We start from the raw sequence: 15,440 nt of genomic DNA, 5'->3' as shown, positions 1-15,440 counted from the left end.
CCTGGGCCGGCGGACCCGACAACGAACCCGGCGGCAACACCAACATCGCCGACGGAATACTCCTCTGCCGGTTCCACCACCAATGGATCCACCGCAACGACTGGAAAATCACCCGCAACGGCGCGAACTACTTCCTCCAACCACCCCGAACCGTCGACCCCCACCAACGGTTACTACCGATGCCCAGCCACAGCCCGATCACGGGTGAAGTCCGACGATCTGCGGGCTCCGGCTCGGGACCCGGCTCCAATTCGGACTCGGGCTCCGGGTCCGGCTCCGGTTCGAACTCCGGCTCTGGCTCTGGCTCCGGCTCGGGCTTCGGCTTCGGCTCCGGCTCCGGCTCCGGACGGAAGCGCCGGGATGCAGGTCAGGCGGCTAGTACGGCGGCCCCACCTCCGGCACCGGCCAGCACCGGACCACGCGGCGTGAAACCTCGGGCGACTCGACTGACCGCCAAAAAGTCCGAAACGCAGCCAACGCTGGGTGACCTGTGACGACTTCGAGGCGCAACTGCTCCCCCGATGCGACCATCCGGCCATGGCGGTCGAAGCGCGTTTACTCCCCCGACGCGACCATCCGGCCTTCGGGATCGAGACGCAACAGCAGCGCACGGCAAACACCCTCGAGCGACTCGACCTGGGCGGGAGTCAACGTGTCGAACACCAGGGACCGCACGTTCTCCACGTGGGCGGGCGCCGCCTGCTGCACCTTCGCCCACCCCGCCTCGGTGAGGGTCGCGTTCTTGGCGCGACGGTCGTCGGGGCACGCGGTGCGAGCGACGAAACCCTCGTTCTCGAGGCGGGAGACGACGTGAGAGAGACGAGGCAGAGTCGAGTTGGTGCGGTTCGCGAGCGCCGTCATGCGCAGGGTGCGGTGCGGGGCTTCGGACAGCATCGCGAGGGTGAAGTACTCGAAGTGGGTGAGGCCTTCGTCCGCCGAGAGTTGCGCCCCCAACGCTCCAGGAAGCAGCTCGAGAACCGCCGCGAACCGCACCCACGCTGCGCGCTCGGTGTCAGTAAGCCAGCGGGGTTCGTCCACGTTGCGAGAGTAACAGTTGTTGCAACAACTAGTCGGTGCTACTTTGCTTGTAGCGACAAGCATTCGGGCGTCAACTCCGGGTCGCGGGGGCAATCCCCTCAGCGGCGGTGCGCGCAGTAGTCACAGGGATCGGGACGAGAGAGCCAAGTAATGAGCAGTGAACACATCCCCACCACCGATCTGCTGGCGGCCGACACCTCGATGGGCGCCGTCACCCTCCGCGTCGCCGATCTCGACGCGATGACGGCCTACTACCGCGACAGCGTCACGCTGTCCGTACTCGCGCATGACGTCGGCCGCACGATCATGGGACGCGGCGCGACACCGATCGTCATCCTCGAACACGCTCCCGAACTGCGTCATGCCGGAGCTCGCCAGGCAGGACTGTTCCACACCGCGATCCTGTTCGAGACCGAAGCCGACCTCGCCGCCGCCGTGTACACGGTCGCGACCCGCAACCCCGACACCTTCACCGGCAGCGCCGACCACCTCGTGAGCAAGGCGTTCTACTTCACCGACCCGGAGGGAAACGGCATCGAACTGTACTGGGACCGCGCCCGCACCGAATGGAGCTGGGTCCACGGACAGGTCGAGATGGCCTCGCTGCGACTGGATCCGAACGCGTTCCTGCAGTCCGCCCTCACCGAGAAAGCGATGATGGATGCGGCGTCCAGGCCCGCCTCCGTCGGACACGTGCACCTCAGCGTCGGCGACATCGCTACCGCCCGTGACTTCTACGTCCGCGCACTCGGTTTCGAGTCCACGGCCGAACTCGGACCGTCCGCGCTCTTCGTCAGCGCCGGCAAGTACCACCACCACATGGCCATGAACACCTGGAACAGTGCCGGCGCACCCCGTCGCCAGCTCGCCCTTGGGCTGGGGCTCGTGCGGATCGAGCTGCCGACTCCCGACGACATCGGCGCACTCGGCGAACGCCTGCGGTTCGCGGGAGTAGCGGCGCGGGATGACGGGCGCGTGCTCGGGTTCGACGATCCGTGGGCGAACCAGATCGAAGTCACTGTGAAGGGAGGCCGTATGTAGCGGACGGCGGCTGATCTGGGCTGACGGCGGAGCGAGCAGGCGGGGAGGCGAGCGGCCGGGCAGCCGGGCAGGCGGGCATCCGGGCAGGCGGGCAGCCGGGCAGCCGGGCAAGCGGGCAGGCGACGGGGCGCGCCGGCAGCCGGGCAAGCGGGCAGGCGCGCAGGCGGACCTGAATTGGGCGTCTGTCAGATGGGAGACCCGGACATACCGCAAGAAAAGCACCTGTCCAGCCCGGGTATCCTGCAGGAATGACGCCCAGCCTGCACGACCGTGTCGTCGACGACATCGGCCGACGCATCGTCGCAGGCGAACTCGCAGTCGGATCCACCGTGCTCGCCGAACAACTTGCCACCGAACTCGGAGTGGGGCGCTCGGTCGTACGGGAAGCCGTACGCGTGCTGCAGTCGCTGGGATTGGTGACGTCAGTACGACGGGTGGGGATTCGGGTGCTTCCCGAAGCGGTGTGGAGCGTGCTGGATCCGCAAGTGATCGCGTGGCGACTCGTCGGACCGGCCCAGGGTGCACAACTGAGGTCGCTGACGGAACTGCGGTCCACGGTCGAACCGATGGCGGCGGAACTGGCGGCACGGCATTCCGGAGCGAGCGTCGGCGGAGAACTACTCACCGCCGCCGCGACCATGCGCTCGATCGGACGCACCGGCGACCTCGACGCGTTCGTCGAACTCGACATCCAGTTCCACTCGCTCATTCTCAAGGCCAGCGGCAACGAGATGTTCGCCGCAATGGACGGCATGATCGCCGCCGTGCTGCGCGGCCGCACCGAACTGGGACTGATGCCGACGCATCCACACGAAGAGGCACTGCAGTGGCACGTGGATGTCGCCGATGCCGTGCACGGCGGTCACCCCGACCGCGCCCGCAACGCCATGGAGCTGATCATGCGCCGCACCATCGACGAGGTCGAACACATCTGGAAAGACGTTCCGCGACTGGGCTGAGTCGCGCGAGCAGTGACAGCGAGCGTCGCGCGGATCGACCCGTGGTGGGTAGCGAACGCCGCGACGCCGACGGGTACGCCAGCGCCGCGACGACGCGACTCCCTGATGACAAATCAGAAGCGGAGGAGCACCTTGCCGCTCACGGACGCATCACGGGCAACCGCGAACGCCTCGAGCGCATCAGTAGCGGCGTATTCGTGCGTGACCACCGGATCCACGAACAGCGACCCATCGGCGAGCGCCACCAGCACATCGTCGATCTCGTCCGCGAAACGGAACGACCCGACCAGCTCGAGCTCCCGCGTGATCGCCAGACTCATCAGCGCCGGCTGCTCCCCCGACGGCAGCAAGCCGACCATCACGACCCGACCACCCCTGGCCACACCGCGAATAGCGGAGGCGAGACCGCGCGGACTTCCGGACGACTCGATCACCACATCGGCCTGCACGGCCGCAATCGCGTCGACATCCGTCGCCACGATCGTGCGAGTCGCACCGAGGGCACGCGCGATCTCGAGCGGCCTCTCGTGCAGGTCGACCGCCGTGATGGATGCCGCCCCCGCACGCTTCAGCACCGCGATCGCCAGCGCACCGATTGGTCCGGTCCCGATGACCAGCACCGACCTACCGGCCACCGCACCCGCCCGACCCACCGCGTGCCAGGCGACCGCGGCGGGCTCGGCGAGCGCCGCATCCCGCAGGCTGAGTCCGTTGGGAAGAGCGCGCAACATGCGACTCGGCAGCACCACGCGCTCCGCGAATGCACCCTGGGTGTGCGGACGACGCGCGGCCGACCCCAGGTACGTCGCACCGGGCGCGAGATTCGGACGCTCCTCCGGATAGTGGATGCCGGCTACCGGCAGCGGCGTCGCCGGGTGCACGGCCACCGGGCTCCCGAGCACCGGCCCGGTGCCATCGGCGGCAGCGTGCTCCACCGTTCCGACCACCTCGTGCCCGAGCACCATCGGGTCGATGAGGAGCGACTCCCCCGCAGCACCATGCGAGACGTAGTGCAGGTCGGAACCGCAGATACCGCCGTACGCGATACGGATGACGGCCTCGTCGGGAGCCGGCTCGGCGAGCGGGATGGTCTCGACGCGGAGGTCGTCCTTGGCGTGCGCGACGACCGCGAGGGTGCTGGCGCTGGCGTTCGTCGCGCTACCCGTGTCGCCGCCGGCGCTGTTGCCGGAGGCGGCGCTGTCCTCGGCGGTCACACCGTCACCGTCATTCCGCCGTCGATGAAGATGGTCTGACCGTTGACGAAGTTCGAAGCATCCGATGCCAACCACAGCGCGGGACCGACGATGTCATCCGTGGTTCCCCACCGCTTCGCCGGAGTGCGTCCGATGATCCACGAGTTGAACTGCTCATCGTCGACGAGCTTCTGCGTCATCTCGGTGTGGATATAGCCGGGCGCGATCGCGTTGACCTGGATGTCGTGCCGCGCCCACTCCGCGGTCATCGCACGGGTGAGGTTGCGAATACCGCCCTTGGACACCGTGTACGGCGCGATCGTCTCGCGCGCGAGATCGGTCTGCACCGACGCCACGTTGATGATCTTGCCGCGACCGCGCGCCACCATGCCGCGGGCGACCTCGCGCCCGACCAGGAACGCGCTGGTGAGGTTGGTGTCGAGCACGCGGTTCCAGTCCTCCACCGCGAGGTCGAGCAACGGTACGCGGTGCTGGATACCCGCATTGTTCACGAGCACCTGGATCGGACCGACGGTCGCCTCGACGTGGGCGATTCCGGATGCGACGGCTGCAGCATCCGTGATGTCGAACGCCACCGCGTGCACACGGGGCCCGTACTGCTGCCCCTCGTGCACACTGCCGGCCTGGCCGCGGGGAGCGTCGAAGTCGGCCGCGAACTCGGCGCGGGTCTGCTCGAGCCGCTCGGGGTCGCGGCCGTGGAGCACGACCGTCGCCCCCGCCGACGCGAGTCCGTGGGCGATGGCCCGACCGATACCGCGGCTGGAGCCGGTGATGAGGGCGATGCGACCTGTGAGGTCGAAGGCCGAGGGGATCGCTGCATCCGTCATACCGCACCCGCAACGAGGAAGATCGCCAGCGCGAAGATGAAGCCGAAGACACCGACGAGTGCCTGGCCGACGGTCCACGTCTTGAGGGTGGTCTGGGTGTCCATGCCGAAGAAGCGGCTGACCAGCCAGAAGCCGGAGTCGTTGACGTGCCCGGCGAAGACGGACCCGGCGGCGAGGGCCAGCACGATCGCGGCGAGCTCGACCGGGTTGAGACTGCCGTCGGCGGCGACGACCGGCTGCACGAGGGCGGCCGCAGTAGTCAGCGCGACGGTGGCGGAACCCTGGGCGACACGCACGATGGCGGCGATGATGAAGCCGGCGACGATGAGCGGCAGGCCGATCGCGTCGAGGGAATCGGCGATGGCGTTGCCGATTCCGCTGGCGCGGAGCACTCCGCCGAACATTCCACCGGCACCGGTGATGAGGATGATCGCGCAGACCGGGCCGAGGGCACTGTCGACGATCGTCTCGATGAGGCGCGACTCCTTCTTCTGGCGCCAGCCGAGCAGGTACATCGCGAGGAGCACGGTGATGAGCAGCGCGACCGGGGTCTCACCGATGAGGCGCAGCGTCTGCACCCAGCCGTCGTCGAGGGAGACGACCTCGGCGGTGGCGAGGGCGTTGAGGCCGGTGTTGAGGAAGATGAGCACGAGCGGGAGGACGAGCAGGAAGATGATCGTGCCGAGCTTCGGGGTGGAGCGGAACTCGTCGGCCGAGGTGTCGCTCTTGGCGCCGGAGAGGATCTCGGGCACGGGGATGTCGTAGCGCTTACCGACCCAGGTTCCGAACTTGTAGCCGACGATGTACCAGGTGGGGATGGCGACGATGAGGCCGAACACGAGTACGAGGCCGACGTCGGCGCCGAGGAGTCCGGTCGCGGCGACCGGGCCGGGGTGCGGCGGCACGAAGATGTGCATGACCGAGAACGCGGTCGCAGCGGGGAACGCATAGGTGAGGAGCGATCCGCCGAGGCGGCGCGCGACGGCGAAGATGATCGGCAGCATGACCACGAGGCCCGCGTCGAAGAAGATCGGGAAGCCCATCATGAGCGACGCGATGGAGAGGGCGAGCGGGGCACGCTTCTCACCGAAGCGCTTGATGAGCTCATCGGTGAGCACCTTCGCTCCCCCGCTGGTCTCGAGCATGCGCCCGAGCATCGCACCGAGCCCGACGAGCAGGGCGACCGACGCCAGCGTCGACCCGAAGCCTGCCGTGAGGGTGGTGATCACGGAGCCCGGCGGGATGCCGGTGGCGATCGCGGTGACCAGGCTCACGATGATCAGCGCGAGGAATGCGTGGATCCGCAGCTTGATGATCATCACCAGCAGCAGGGCGATCGCGCCGACGGCGATCAGCAGGAGTCCCCAGGTGGGGAGTTCCCACAGGAGTTCAATTTCGGTCATCATCGTCCTTTTGTTGTGTGTGGTTGTGGTGGTGCGGGGCGTGCGGGTGCTGCAGCGGCGGGTCCGGGCCGGAGCAGTGCGGGTGGTGCGGGTGCGGGTGGTGCGGGCTCGGGTGGTGCGGGTGCGAGTCGTGTGGGTGGTGCGTGCGGGTGGTGCGGGCGCAGCTGCCGGCTGGGTTACCCGGAGAAATCACCCGCGGCGATACGGGCGGCGACGAACTCGACGATCTCCTCCGGAGACTTGGTGAGGTCGACGAGGATGTGCCGTTCGTCGGGCTGCAGGGGTTCGAGGGTCGCGAACTGCGAGTCGAGCAGGCTGGTCGGCATGTACTCGTGGTCGCGGTGACGCTGGCGTTCCGCGATGACGCTGCGCTCGCCGACGAGGTGCACGAACACGGTGTCGGGGGCGTGCGCGATGAGCTGCTCGCGGTACTTGCGCTTGAGCGCGGAGCAAGCGACGACGATCGGCTTGCCCTCGGCGAGCTCGGCACCGATACGATCGGCGATGATGTCGAGCCACGGGGCGCGATCCTCGTCGTTCAGCGGGTGCCCCGCCGCCATCTTCTCCTTGTTGGCCCGCGGGTGCAGGTCGTCGCCGTCGATGAACTCGTGGCCGTAGTGGGCGGCAATGAAGGTTCCCACGGTGGACTTTCCGCAACCGGAGACCCCCATGACGATGAGGGGAAGGTCGGTCGTCATTACGGGTGTGCTCCTTTGCAACGCGAAAAATCCAAGTTGATATGACTACATATCACCATCTGACGGTATACGTCTGACTTATTGCTGGCCACCCTAACACCTGTCGCGGCGACGGTGGAGGCTAGATTTGATCTCGGACGTTTTTCGCCCGACACAATTCTTAGGAGCGCACGTGAGCGACGCACAGGCAAACATCGGAGTAGTCGGACTGGCGGTAATGGGCTCGAACCTCGCCCGCAACCTCGCCAGCCGCGAGGGCAACACCGTGGCGGTGTACAACCGCTCCCCCGAACGTACCGATCTACTGCTGTCGGAGCACCCCGAAGCCGGGTTCGTCGCGTCGAAGACGATTGAAGACTTCGCAGCATCCCTCGCCAAGCCCCGCACGGCGATCATCATGGTGCAGGCCGGTCGCGGAACCGACGCCGTCATCGAGCAGCTGACCGCCGCGTTCGAGCCCGGCGACATCATCGTCGACGGCGGCAACGCGCTGTTCACCGACACCATCCGCCGCGAGAAGACGGTCAGCGCGACCGGCATCAACTTCGTCGGCGCCGGCATCTCGGGCGGCGAGGAGGGTGCACTCAACGGCCCGTCGATCATGCCGGGCGGCAGCGTCGAGGCATACAAGACCCTCGGCCCGATCCTGTCGTCCATCGCCGCGGTCGCCGAGGGTGAGCCCTGCGTGACCCACATCGGCACCGACGGTGCCGGACACTTCGTCAAGATGATCCACAACGGCATCGAGTACGCCGACATGCAGCTCATCGCGGAATCGTACGACCTGCTGCGCCGCATCGGTGGACACGACCCCGCCGCCATCGCCGAGGTGTTCGAAGCCTGGAACGGTGGAGACCTCGAGTCGTACCTGATCGAGATCACCGCCGAGGTGCTGCGCCAGACCGACGAGAAGACCGGCAAGCCGCTGGTCGACGTAATCCTGGACTCCGCGGGATCCAAGGGCACCGGCGTCTGGACCGTACAGAACGCCCTCGGTCTCGGCGTTCCCGTCGGCGGTATCGCCGAGGCCGTGTTCGCGCGTTCGGTGTCGAGCAAGACCGAGCAGCGTGCGGCCGTACGCGGCACCATCACGTCACGCCCGCCCGTGGTCGAGGCCCCGGAGAACTTCGAGGACGACGTACGAGCCGCGCTCTATGCATCCAAGGTCGTCGCCTATGCGCAAGGTTTCGACGCCATCATCGCGGGGGCTGCCGAATACGACTGGAACATCGACAAGGGTGCCGTCGCGAAAATCTGGCGCGGTGGATGCATCATCCGAGCGCAGTTCCTGAACCGCATCGTGGAGGCGTACGAGAAGAACGCCGGCATCACGTCACTGCTCGAGGACCCGTACTTCGCCAAGGCCGTCGCCGACGGCGAAGCGGCCTGGCGCCGCATCGTCTCGATCGCCGCGCTCTCGGGCGTGCCGATCCCCGGGTTCGGCTCGGCGCTGAGCTACTACGACTCGCTCGCGTCGGAGCGCCTGCCCGCAGCCCTCGTGCAGGGACAGCGCGACTTCTTCGGAGCGCACACCTACCAGCGCGTGGACATCCCGGGAACGTTCCACACGCTGTGGAGCGGCGACCGGTCGGAGATCGAGACCGAGGGTAGCTCGCACTAGTACGTAGGTGCCGCTCGGACGCCCGCGCTCGTGCCCCTCGGGGTGCGGCGCGGGCGTTATGCATTATTCAGGAACGGTCGGCCGCCGAGTGTGCAGAATTCAGGAACGCCGACCGTTGAGTGTGCAGGATTCAGGAGTTCGCGGTCGTCAAGGGCGAGATCGGAGCGTATTCAGCGGAAACGGGAAGCAGCAGCATCCACTCGCCTGGCGGTTCCTGAATGATGAAAACCACACTCACCCAGCGCGGCGGCCGATGACCGCGGTCGCGTCGATGTCGGGAGCGGATGCCACGGCGGCACGCAGCCCGGCGGCGGCGAGCAGCGCGGCCGACAACGGCGCCTGGCGTTCACTCGTCTCGACGATGACGACCGCTCCCGGCGCGAGCCACTCGCGGGACTGCGCGGCGACCCGGCGCTGCACCGCGAGTCCGTCGTCGCCGCCGTCGAGTGCGACCGCGTGCTCCCAGTCGCGCGCCTCGCGAGGCATCAGCGCGATCTCGCCGGTCGGCACGTACGGCGCATTCGCGACCACGGCACCGATGCGTCCGCGCAACTCTTTCGGCAGCGCATCGAACAGGTCGCCCTCGACCACATGATCGGGGTGGATGTTGCGGCGAGCGCACCGCACCGCATCGGGGTCGACGTCTGACGCCCACACCTCGAGATCCGGACGGCGGGCGGCGATCGCGGCCCCGATGGCACCGGTTCCGCAACACAGGTCGACCACGACGGCACCGGGCGCGGCGAGCGTGACCGCGGTATCGACGAGCAGCCCGGTGCGCCGCCGCGGCACGAAGACGCCCGCCTCGACGGCGATGCGCAGGCCGTGGAACTCCGCCCAGCCGAGGACGAGTTCGATCGGGGTGCCGGCGATGCGTGCGGCGAGCATCCGCTCGAGGTCGGCGGGGTCGCGGGCGTCGGCCGCGAGGAGGGCCGCCTCGTCTTCGGCGTAGACGCATCCGGCAGCGCGGAGGCGGGAGGTGATGGCGGCGCGGTTGGGGGTGGCGGCGGGCGCCGGACGGATTGCAGCGGGCTCTGAGGCGAGGGTGGTCTGGGCGACGCCGGCGGGCCCGGGTGCGGCGGAGTCACGCGCAGCGCGCACCGGCTCGGCGGGGGTACCGCGGTCGGAGGGGGCGCTGGCTGGCTGCATCCATTCGATTCTCACCCTCTGACCGCAGATCGGGTCGGCTTCCGCTAAAGCTAATGACATTAGCTAATGCGGTAACTACCTTAGCCACATGACGAACATCACCCCCGAGTCGCAGCCGGCCACGCAGTATCTCAGCGTGCCGGGCGGCCGTATTGCCTACGACGTTCAGGGCACAGGACCCCTCTTGGTTCTCGTTCCCGGAATGGGCGACCTCCGCGCCACCTACCGCTTTCTCACCCCCGCGCTCGTCGCCGCCGGCTACCGGGTCGCGACCACCGACCTGCGCGGCCACGGCGAGAGCGACGCGGCGTTCCCCTCCTACGGTGATGTCGAGACGGCGGGCGACATCAGCGCGCTCATCGACCAGCTCGGCGCGCCTGCCGTGATCGTCGGAAACTCGATGGCCGCGGGCGCCGCCGTGATCGTCGCCGCCGACCACCCCGCGCAGGTCTCGGGGCTCGCGCTGCTCGGACCGTTCGTGCGCAACCCGAAATCGAGTGCGGTCCAGCTCGCCCTGTTCAAGGTGATGATGGCCCCGCTGTGGGCGACCGCCGCCTGGAAGGCATACCTGCCGAGCCTTTACGCGGGCACCAAGCCCGTCGATGTCGACGAGTACCGCGCGACGGTCGTCGCGAGCATGCGCCGCCCGGGGTACGCGAAAGCGTTCTCGGCGACCGCCCGGACCAGCTCGCACGATCCCGCCGAGGCGAGGATCGCTGCGGCATCCACCCCCACCCTCGTGGTGATGGGCGACAAGGATCCCGACTTTAAGGACCCGGCGGGCGAAGCGCAGTGGATCGGCGAGGCGATGGACGCCGAGGTCGTGATGGTGACGGATGCCGGCCACTATCCGCAATCGCAGCAGCCCGAGGTCACGAGCGTCGCGATCCTCGCTTTTCTGAAGACGGTGCTGCACCGTGCCTAGGGCCGGCCTCAGCGCCGGCGCGGTGATCGAGCGGGGCGCTCAACTGCTCGACGAGAGCCCCGCCGACGCGCTGAACCTCAGCACGGTGGCGGAGAGTTTCGGAGTGCGCACCCCGTCGCTGTACAAGCACATCGACGGGATGCCCGGCCTGCAGCGCGGCATCCGCATCCTCGCCAAGGCCAGCCTCGGCAGTGCGGTCGCGCAGTCCGCGGTCGGACGCTCGCGAGGCGATGCGATCACCGCGATGGCGATGGCGTACCGGCGGTGGGCACTGCAGCACCCCGGGCAGTACCCGCTGACGACGTCGGCCCCGCTGCCGGGCGACACCGAGGAGATCGAGGTGTCGACGGCCTTTCTCGACGTGATCTTCAGCGTGCTGGCCGGGTACGAGCTCGAGGGCGACAACGCGGTGGATGCGACACGGTTCTTTCGGTCGACGCTGCACGGTTTCGTGGCCCTCGAAACCGAGGGCAGCTTCGCGATGCCGGTCGACCTGGAGCGGAGTTACGCACGGCTGGTGCGGAGCATCGTGACCGCGCTGGAGTCGTGGGGGCGGGAGTAGGGGGGTGGTGGCTTCGGGCCGCTTTCATCATTCAGGAACCGAGAGCAGAAATGCTTCATCATTCAGGAACGCGAGGGGTTATGCACCCGATTCCGCGCCGAAACCGACTCAATGGCCCCAAAATCAGCCGCCGACCGTTCCCATCTGCACTTTCACTCCTGAATAGTGAAAGCCTCGGCCATTCCTGAATAGAGGATGCCGCGGGCACGCGCCCTAGTGGGAGCCCGGCACCGCGTTAAGCTCGCGGCGCAGGCAGGCGAGACCGTCGCGCAGCCGAGTCTTGATCGTGCCGACCGGGAGGTCGAGCAGCTCGGCGATCTCGTTGTGGGTGCGTTGGTGCTGGAAGCTCAACCACACCGTCTCGCGCTGTACTCGCGTGATGCGCGACAGCGCCTGCTGCACGCGGCCGTGCTCGACACTGATCTCGACCGCCTCGTACGTGCTGTCAAAATCGGGGTGGAAATTGCGCAACCCGGCAGCGACATCGCGGTTTCTGGACGCCTGCGAGGCACGCACCCGGTCGACCGCGCGACGGTGCGCCATCGTGAACACCCAGGTGCTCGCGCGACCCTTCGTCGGATCGAACGTCGCCGCGTCCTGCCAGACCGCGAGGAACACCTCCTGCGTCACCTCTTCGGACTGGCTCATGTCGACCAGCGTCCTGCGCACGAGCCCGAGGGTGCGATCGGCGAGCCGGTCGTACAGTTCGGAGAACGCCGCGTGGTCGCCGGCGGCGACCGACACCAGCAAGTCGTTGTCCGACGAAACACGTGGCTCGTCGCCCGACGAAACGGCGTGCGCCATCTTTCGCTGCGTGTGCATTTTGTACCCCCTCACCAAGCATATACGGAGGCTTCATCAGCTCCTGATGGGCGACGTACCCCCAGCTATAGGCACAGTCGGCGACGCGGCGCGTCCCCCATTCGGGCTCGGCATTTATTCAGCAAGCGCGGATATAAGGCGAGGCCCGCGACCGTTGCCGATGGCGACGTGAACTACACAACAGTCGTTGCGCAATGACCATTGTGCATATACAGTCGGTCGCATGACTCCCCGCGACGACCGTGCCAACCGGGCCGCCGACCGACCCGCCGGCGACCACCCCGCCGACCGGCCCGCCAGCGCCGATCGCGCAGACTCCCAGCGCAGCACGCTCACCTCCGCCGCCTCGATGCGCGTGCTCGCACACCCGACCCGCATGCGGCTGCTCGGACTCCTCCGCGAACGCGGCCCGCAGACCGCCGCCCAGCTCGGCGACATCGTCGACGAGGCACCCGGCACCATCAGCTACCACCTCGCGAAACTGTCGTCCATCGCGCTCATCGAGCCCGCCGACGCGCAGAGCACCGACCAGCGCGAACGCTGGTGGAAGGCCACCACCCCGCTGACCAGCTGGGAACCCGCCGACCTACTCGACGACCCCGACAAGCTCGCGGCATCGGCGATGCTGCAGAAGTCGATCGCCCAGGCCTACGCCGCGCGCTTCACCGAGTACATCGACCGCACGCCGACGCTCCCCCGCGAGTGGGTCGCGGCCGGGGCGAGCGGCGATCGCACCCTGCGCCTCACCGTCGATGAGCTGACCGCCCTGCGTGCCGAGCTCGAGGCCGTCGTCGACCGGTGGGTCGACGTGAGCGCGACCCATGACCCCGGTGCGATGGATGCCGCCGAGCCCGTGGTTCTCGTCTACCAGGCGTACCGGCGCCCGTAGACCGCGACCCGACACCCACCATGACGACACCAGACGAGACCGACGGCGGCGCTGCCCGGAGGCCGCGGGATCGCCGCGCGGCGGCATCCCTCACCGCATTGCTCAGCGCGCACGCCATCTCGCAGACCGGCAACGTGGTGACCGCGTTCGCGATCCCGTTCTACGTGCTCGGGCTCGGCGGCACGGGTGTCGAGGTGGGTATCGCGGCGTTCTTCGCGACGGTGCCGATCGTGGTCGGCGGGGCGCTGGGCGGGGTGGTCGTCGACCGGGTCGGGCACCGCAGGGCGGCGATCGTGGCCGACCTGGTGAGCGGCGTGACGGTGCTGGCGATTCCGGTGCTCGCGCTCACCGTGGGGTTGCCGTTCTGGGCGTTGCTCGCGCTGGTGTTCGCGAGCGGGTTGCTCGATACGCCCGGCCAGACCGCACGGCGGATCATGCTGCCGGCGATGTCGGTGCGTGCCGGGGTGCGGCTGGAGCAGAGCGTGGGACTGCTGGACGGTTCCGAACGATTCGCGAAACTGATCGGGGCATCCATCGCCGGCCTGCTCGTCGCGGCGGTCGGCCCGATTGCGGCGCTGTTCGTGAATGCGGCGACGTTCGTGGTGTCGGCCGCGCTGACGACGTTCTTCGTGCCGGCGGTGCGGCGCGAGGTGGGGGTCGGCGCGGTGGACGGGCCGCGTCCGTCGTATTGGTCGGACCTGCGGGAGGGGTTCCGGTTCGTGGTGCGCGACCCGTTGATGCGGCTGATCGTGGCGCTCGTTCTGTTCACGAACCTGCTGGATGCCGCGCGCGGGTCATCACTCCTCCCCCTCTACGCGAACGACCGGCTGGGCGGTGCGGCGGCGCTCGGTCTGCTCGTCGCGACGATGGGCGGCTGCGCCTTGGTCGGAAACATCGTGTTCGGTTTCGTGGCGCACCGGGTGCCGCGGCGGGTGACATTCGCGATCTGTTTCGCACTGGCCGGTGGCCCGTCGAGTGCGGCGTTCGCGCTGGGTGCTCCGCTGCCGATACTGGTCGCGGCGACTGCGCTGTCCGGGCTCGCAGCCGGCGCGCTGAACCCGATCCTCGGCACGGTCGAGCTGGAGCGGGTTCCCGAGCACATGCGCGGCCGCGTGTTCGGCATGATCAACGCGGGGGCGTGGGCGGGTGTGCCGTTCGGTGCGCTGCTCGGCGGGATTGCGGCGGACACGATCGGGCTGGCGGTCGCGTTCGGGATCGTTGCGGTGTTGTACGTGGCGGCGACGCTGACGCCGTTGAGCGGGGGCGTGTGGCGGGAGATGGAGCGGCGGCCCGGTGGTGCGGGTGGGGGCGGTGGGTCTGGTACGGACGGCCCGCTCGCGTAGTCGCTTTCATCATTCAGGAACGGGCCGCGGGAACCTTCCATCATTCAGGAACAGGTGGCGCGAGACCGTCAGTATTCAGGATTGAGTACGCGAAAACGAGGGTGTGGCGGTGGGATGCCGCGATCAGGGCGGTATTCCGGTCGAAACGGGGCGCGGCGGCATCCATGTTCCTGAATAGTGAAAGGCCAGTGGCGGGCACGCCGCTTCGCGATACGTCGGCCGGCGTTGACAAGCCGTGGTGGGCGATCAAGGCTGGAGTGAACCGAAAGGAATGCTCATGGCAACGAAGGCGCGTGCAACGGGGCCCGGGTCCGGGGTCACGGGCTACTTTCTCCGCGACACCCCGGTCGAGGTCGGCATGCGCAGGCTGCTGATTACCGCAGTCGTCGCGGGTCTCGTCTATTCCGTGCTGGGTACCGCCGGGCGGGGCGGATGCGCGGGCGGGTTCAGCGCGCAGGGCGGCTTCGTCGACGCGAACGGCATCCCGACGGATTCCGCGCCGGCCTGCGTGATGATGAACCTGAGCCCGAGCATTCTGGTCTACGTTTCCCTGGTCGCCGTCGTGTCCGTCGCCCTGCACCGGGTGTCGACGCGCGGGCTGTCGGAGCGCGATGCCGCGCGCCTGGTGCGCAGGGCGCGGTTCGCCGTGATCGCCTTGGTCGTGGTTGCGATCGTGGTCGCGCACGCCGCATTCTGGCTGACGCCGCTGCCGAATGCGGAGTCATTTGCCGTGCACCCGCTGCTCCCGCCGTTCCCATTCGGATCGATGGACGTGACGGTGACGCCGCTGCAGGGGCAGTGACAGAGACGGGGGTCAGTGGCGGGGGGAGGGGGGGGGGCAGGGGGGGGGACGGGGAGGGCGGGGGGGGTTTGCCACCGCTTTCGCTTCACACCCTCCGCCGCTCGCGGCGGGGGTAGGGTGGATCATGGGGTGGGCCCGGGCGCTCAA

The 15,440-nt window shown here is 68.4% G+C and carries 15 protein-coding genes; 8 read left to right on the top strand and 7 right to left on the bottom strand.

The annotated features are described in order from the left end of the window. Window positions 1-555: 555 nt before the first annotated feature. Window positions 556-1,038, bottom strand: a complete 483-nt coding sequence (locus G5S38_RS13965) for a MarR family winged helix-turn-helix transcriptional regulator (protein ID WP_235929087.1) — start codon at window positions 1,036-1,038, stop codon at window positions 556-558. A 150-nt stretch (window positions 1,039-1,188) separates the two neighbouring features. Between G5S38_RS13965 and G5S38_RS13960 the strand changes: the two genes are divergently transcribed. Together G5S38_RS13960 and G5S38_RS13955 are read left to right on the top strand one after the other, a co-directional pair. Continuing rightward, window positions 1,189-2,079, top strand: coding sequence for a VOC family protein (locus G5S38_RS13960; RefSeq protein ID WP_235929086.1), 891 nt, complete (start codon window positions 1,189-1,191; stop codon window positions 2,077-2,079). Window positions 2,080-2,327: 248 nt separating this feature from the next. Beyond that, window positions 2,328-3,038 (top strand): FadR/GntR family transcriptional regulator, encoded by a 711-nt coding sequence (locus G5S38_RS13955; protein ID WP_165069863.1) that lies wholly within the window; start codon window positions 2,328-2,330, stop codon window positions 3,036-3,038. Window positions 3,039-3,151: 113 nt separating this feature from the next. Here the strand turns inward: G5S38_RS13955 and G5S38_RS13950 are convergent, their stop codons facing one another. The 4 genes from G5S38_RS13950 to G5S38_RS13935 all read right to left on the bottom strand — a co-directional run bounded on the left by G5S38_RS13950 (window position 3,152) and on the right by G5S38_RS13935 (window position 7,180). Continuing rightward, window positions 3,152-4,126 carry a zinc-binding dehydrogenase gene (locus G5S38_RS13950; RefSeq protein ID WP_235929088.1) on the bottom strand — a complete coding sequence of 325 codons (975 nt, stop codon included), beginning with the start codon at window positions 4,124-4,126 and terminating at the stop codon, window positions 3,152-3,154. A 122-nt stretch (window positions 4,127-4,248) separates the two neighbouring features. Continuing rightward, a complete protein-coding gene (locus G5S38_RS13945) occupies window positions 4,249-5,079 on the bottom strand; it encodes an SDR family oxidoreductase (RefSeq protein WP_165069857.1) in 831 nt (276 codons plus the stop codon). After that, entirely contained in the window at window positions 5,076-6,485 is a 1,410-nt protein-coding gene (locus G5S38_RS13940) for a GntP family permease (protein WP_165069854.1), read from the bottom strand. Before G5S38_RS13940 ends, G5S38_RS13945 begins: the two co-directional genes overlap by 4 nt. Before the next feature lie 173 nt (window positions 6,486-6,658). Further along, entirely contained in the window at window positions 6,659-7,180 is a 522-nt protein-coding gene (locus G5S38_RS13935; RefSeq protein ID WP_201276698.1) for a gluconokinase, read from the bottom strand. Window positions 7,181-7,352: 172 nt separating this feature from the next. On the opposite strand from G5S38_RS13935, the gene gndA reads away from it, so the two are divergent. Next, window positions 7,353-8,801: an NADP-dependent phosphogluconate dehydrogenase gene (gene gndA / locus G5S38_RS13930; protein ID WP_165069851.1), complete on the top strand. Its 1,449-nt coding sequence runs from the start codon at window positions 7,353-7,355 to the stop codon at window positions 8,799-8,801. Window positions 8,802-9,035: 234 nt separating this feature from the next. Here the strand turns inward: gndA and G5S38_RS13925 are convergent, their stop codons facing one another. Further along, a complete protein-coding gene (locus G5S38_RS13925) occupies window positions 9,036-9,950 on the bottom strand; it encodes a putative protein N(5)-glutamine methyltransferase (RefSeq protein ID WP_165069849.1) in 915 nt (304 codons plus the stop codon). An 88-nt stretch (window positions 9,951-10,038) separates the two neighbouring features. On the opposite strand from G5S38_RS13925, the gene G5S38_RS13920 reads away from it, so the two are divergent. After that, window positions 10,039-10,875 (top strand): alpha/beta fold hydrolase, encoded by an 837-nt coding sequence (locus G5S38_RS13920; RefSeq protein WP_165069847.1) that lies wholly within the window; start codon window positions 10,039-10,041, stop codon window positions 10,873-10,875. Beyond that, window positions 10,868-11,437 (top strand): TetR/AcrR family transcriptional regulator, encoded by a 570-nt coding sequence (locus tag G5S38_RS13915; RefSeq protein WP_165069844.1) that lies wholly within the window; start codon window positions 10,868-10,870, stop codon window positions 11,435-11,437. Before G5S38_RS13920 ends, G5S38_RS13915 begins: the two co-directional genes overlap by 8 nt. Before the next feature lie 213 nt (window positions 11,438-11,650). Here G5S38_RS13915 and G5S38_RS13910 read toward each other — a convergent pair whose 3' ends face one another. Further along, entirely contained in the window at window positions 11,651-12,259 is a 609-nt protein-coding gene (locus tag G5S38_RS13910) for a sigma-70 family RNA polymerase sigma factor (RefSeq protein ID WP_328796744.1), read from the bottom strand. Between the two features lie 223 nt (window positions 12,260-12,482). On the opposite strand from G5S38_RS13910, the gene G5S38_RS13905 reads away from it, so the two are divergent. The 3 genes from G5S38_RS13905 (at window position 12,483) to G5S38_RS13895 (ending at window position 15,293) form a co-directional block, all read left to right on the top strand. After that, complete coding sequence (locus G5S38_RS13905; protein WP_165069842.1) at window positions 12,483-13,148, top strand: winged helix-turn-helix domain-containing protein; 666 nt, start codon at window positions 12,483-12,485, stop codon at window positions 13,146-13,148. 20 nt (window positions 13,149-13,168) lie between these two features. Beyond that, window positions 13,169-14,491 (top strand): MFS transporter, encoded by a 1,323-nt coding sequence (locus G5S38_RS13900; protein ID WP_165069840.1) that lies wholly within the window; start codon window positions 13,169-13,171, stop codon window positions 14,489-14,491. Between the two features lie 277 nt (window positions 14,492-14,768). Then, complete coding sequence (locus G5S38_RS13895) at window positions 14,769-15,293, top strand: hypothetical protein (protein ID WP_165069838.1); 525 nt, start codon at window positions 14,769-14,771, stop codon at window positions 15,291-15,293. The last annotated feature ends 147 nt before the right edge of the window (window positions 15,294-15,440 follow it).

The organism is Marisediminicola senii, from assembly GCF_011057645.1.
In the GTDB taxonomy this organism is placed as follows: Bacteria; Actinomycetota; Actinomycetes; order Actinomycetales; family Microbacteriaceae; genus Marisediminicola; species Marisediminicola senii.
The sequence above is the reverse complement of the archived record's forward strand: the minus strand, read 5'-3'. Positions and strand labels throughout refer to the sequence as shown.

Excerpts from the sequence above, each read along its gene's own strand:
- G5S38_RS13925 (WP_165069849.1), bottom strand. The coding sequence starts at position 9,950 with ATGCAGCCAGCCAGCGCCCCCTCCGACCGCGGTACCCCCGCCGAGCCG.
- G5S38_RS13920 (WP_165069847.1), top strand. The coding sequence starts at position 10,039 with ATGACGAACATCACCCCCGAGTCGCAGCCGGCCACGCAGTATCTCAGC.
- G5S38_RS13895 (WP_165069838.1), top strand. The coding sequence starts at position 14,769 with ATGGCAACGAAGGCGCGTGCAACGGGGCCCGGGTCCGGGGTCACGGGC.
- G5S38_RS13905 (WP_165069842.1), top strand. The coding sequence starts at position 12,483 with ATGACTCCCCGCGACGACCGTGCCAACCGGGCCGCCGACCGACCCGCC.
- G5S38_RS13960 (WP_235929086.1), top strand. The coding sequence starts at position 1,189 with ATGAGCAGTGAACACATCCCCACCACCGATCTGCTGGCGGCCGACACC.
- G5S38_RS13945 (WP_165069857.1), bottom strand. The coding sequence starts at position 5,079 with ATGACGGATGCAGCGATCCCCTCGGCCTTCGACCTCACAGGTCGCATC.
- G5S38_RS13940 (WP_165069854.1), bottom strand. The coding sequence starts at position 6,485 with ATGATGACCGAAATTGAACTCCTGTGGGAACTCCCCACCTGGGGACTC.
- G5S38_RS13935 (WP_201276698.1), bottom strand. The coding sequence starts at position 7,180 with ATGACGACCGACCTTCCCCTCATCGTCATGGGGGTCTCCGGTTGCGGA.
- G5S38_RS13955 (WP_165069863.1), top strand. The coding sequence starts at position 2,328 with ATGACGCCCAGCCTGCACGACCGTGTCGTCGACGACATCGGCCGACGC.
- G5S38_RS13900 (WP_165069840.1), top strand. The coding sequence starts at position 13,169 with ATGACGACACCAGACGAGACCGACGGCGGCGCTGCCCGGAGGCCGCGG.
- G5S38_RS13910 (WP_328796744.1), bottom strand. The coding sequence starts at position 12,259 with ATGCACACGCAGCGAAAGATGGCGCACGCCGTTTCGTCGGGCGACGAG.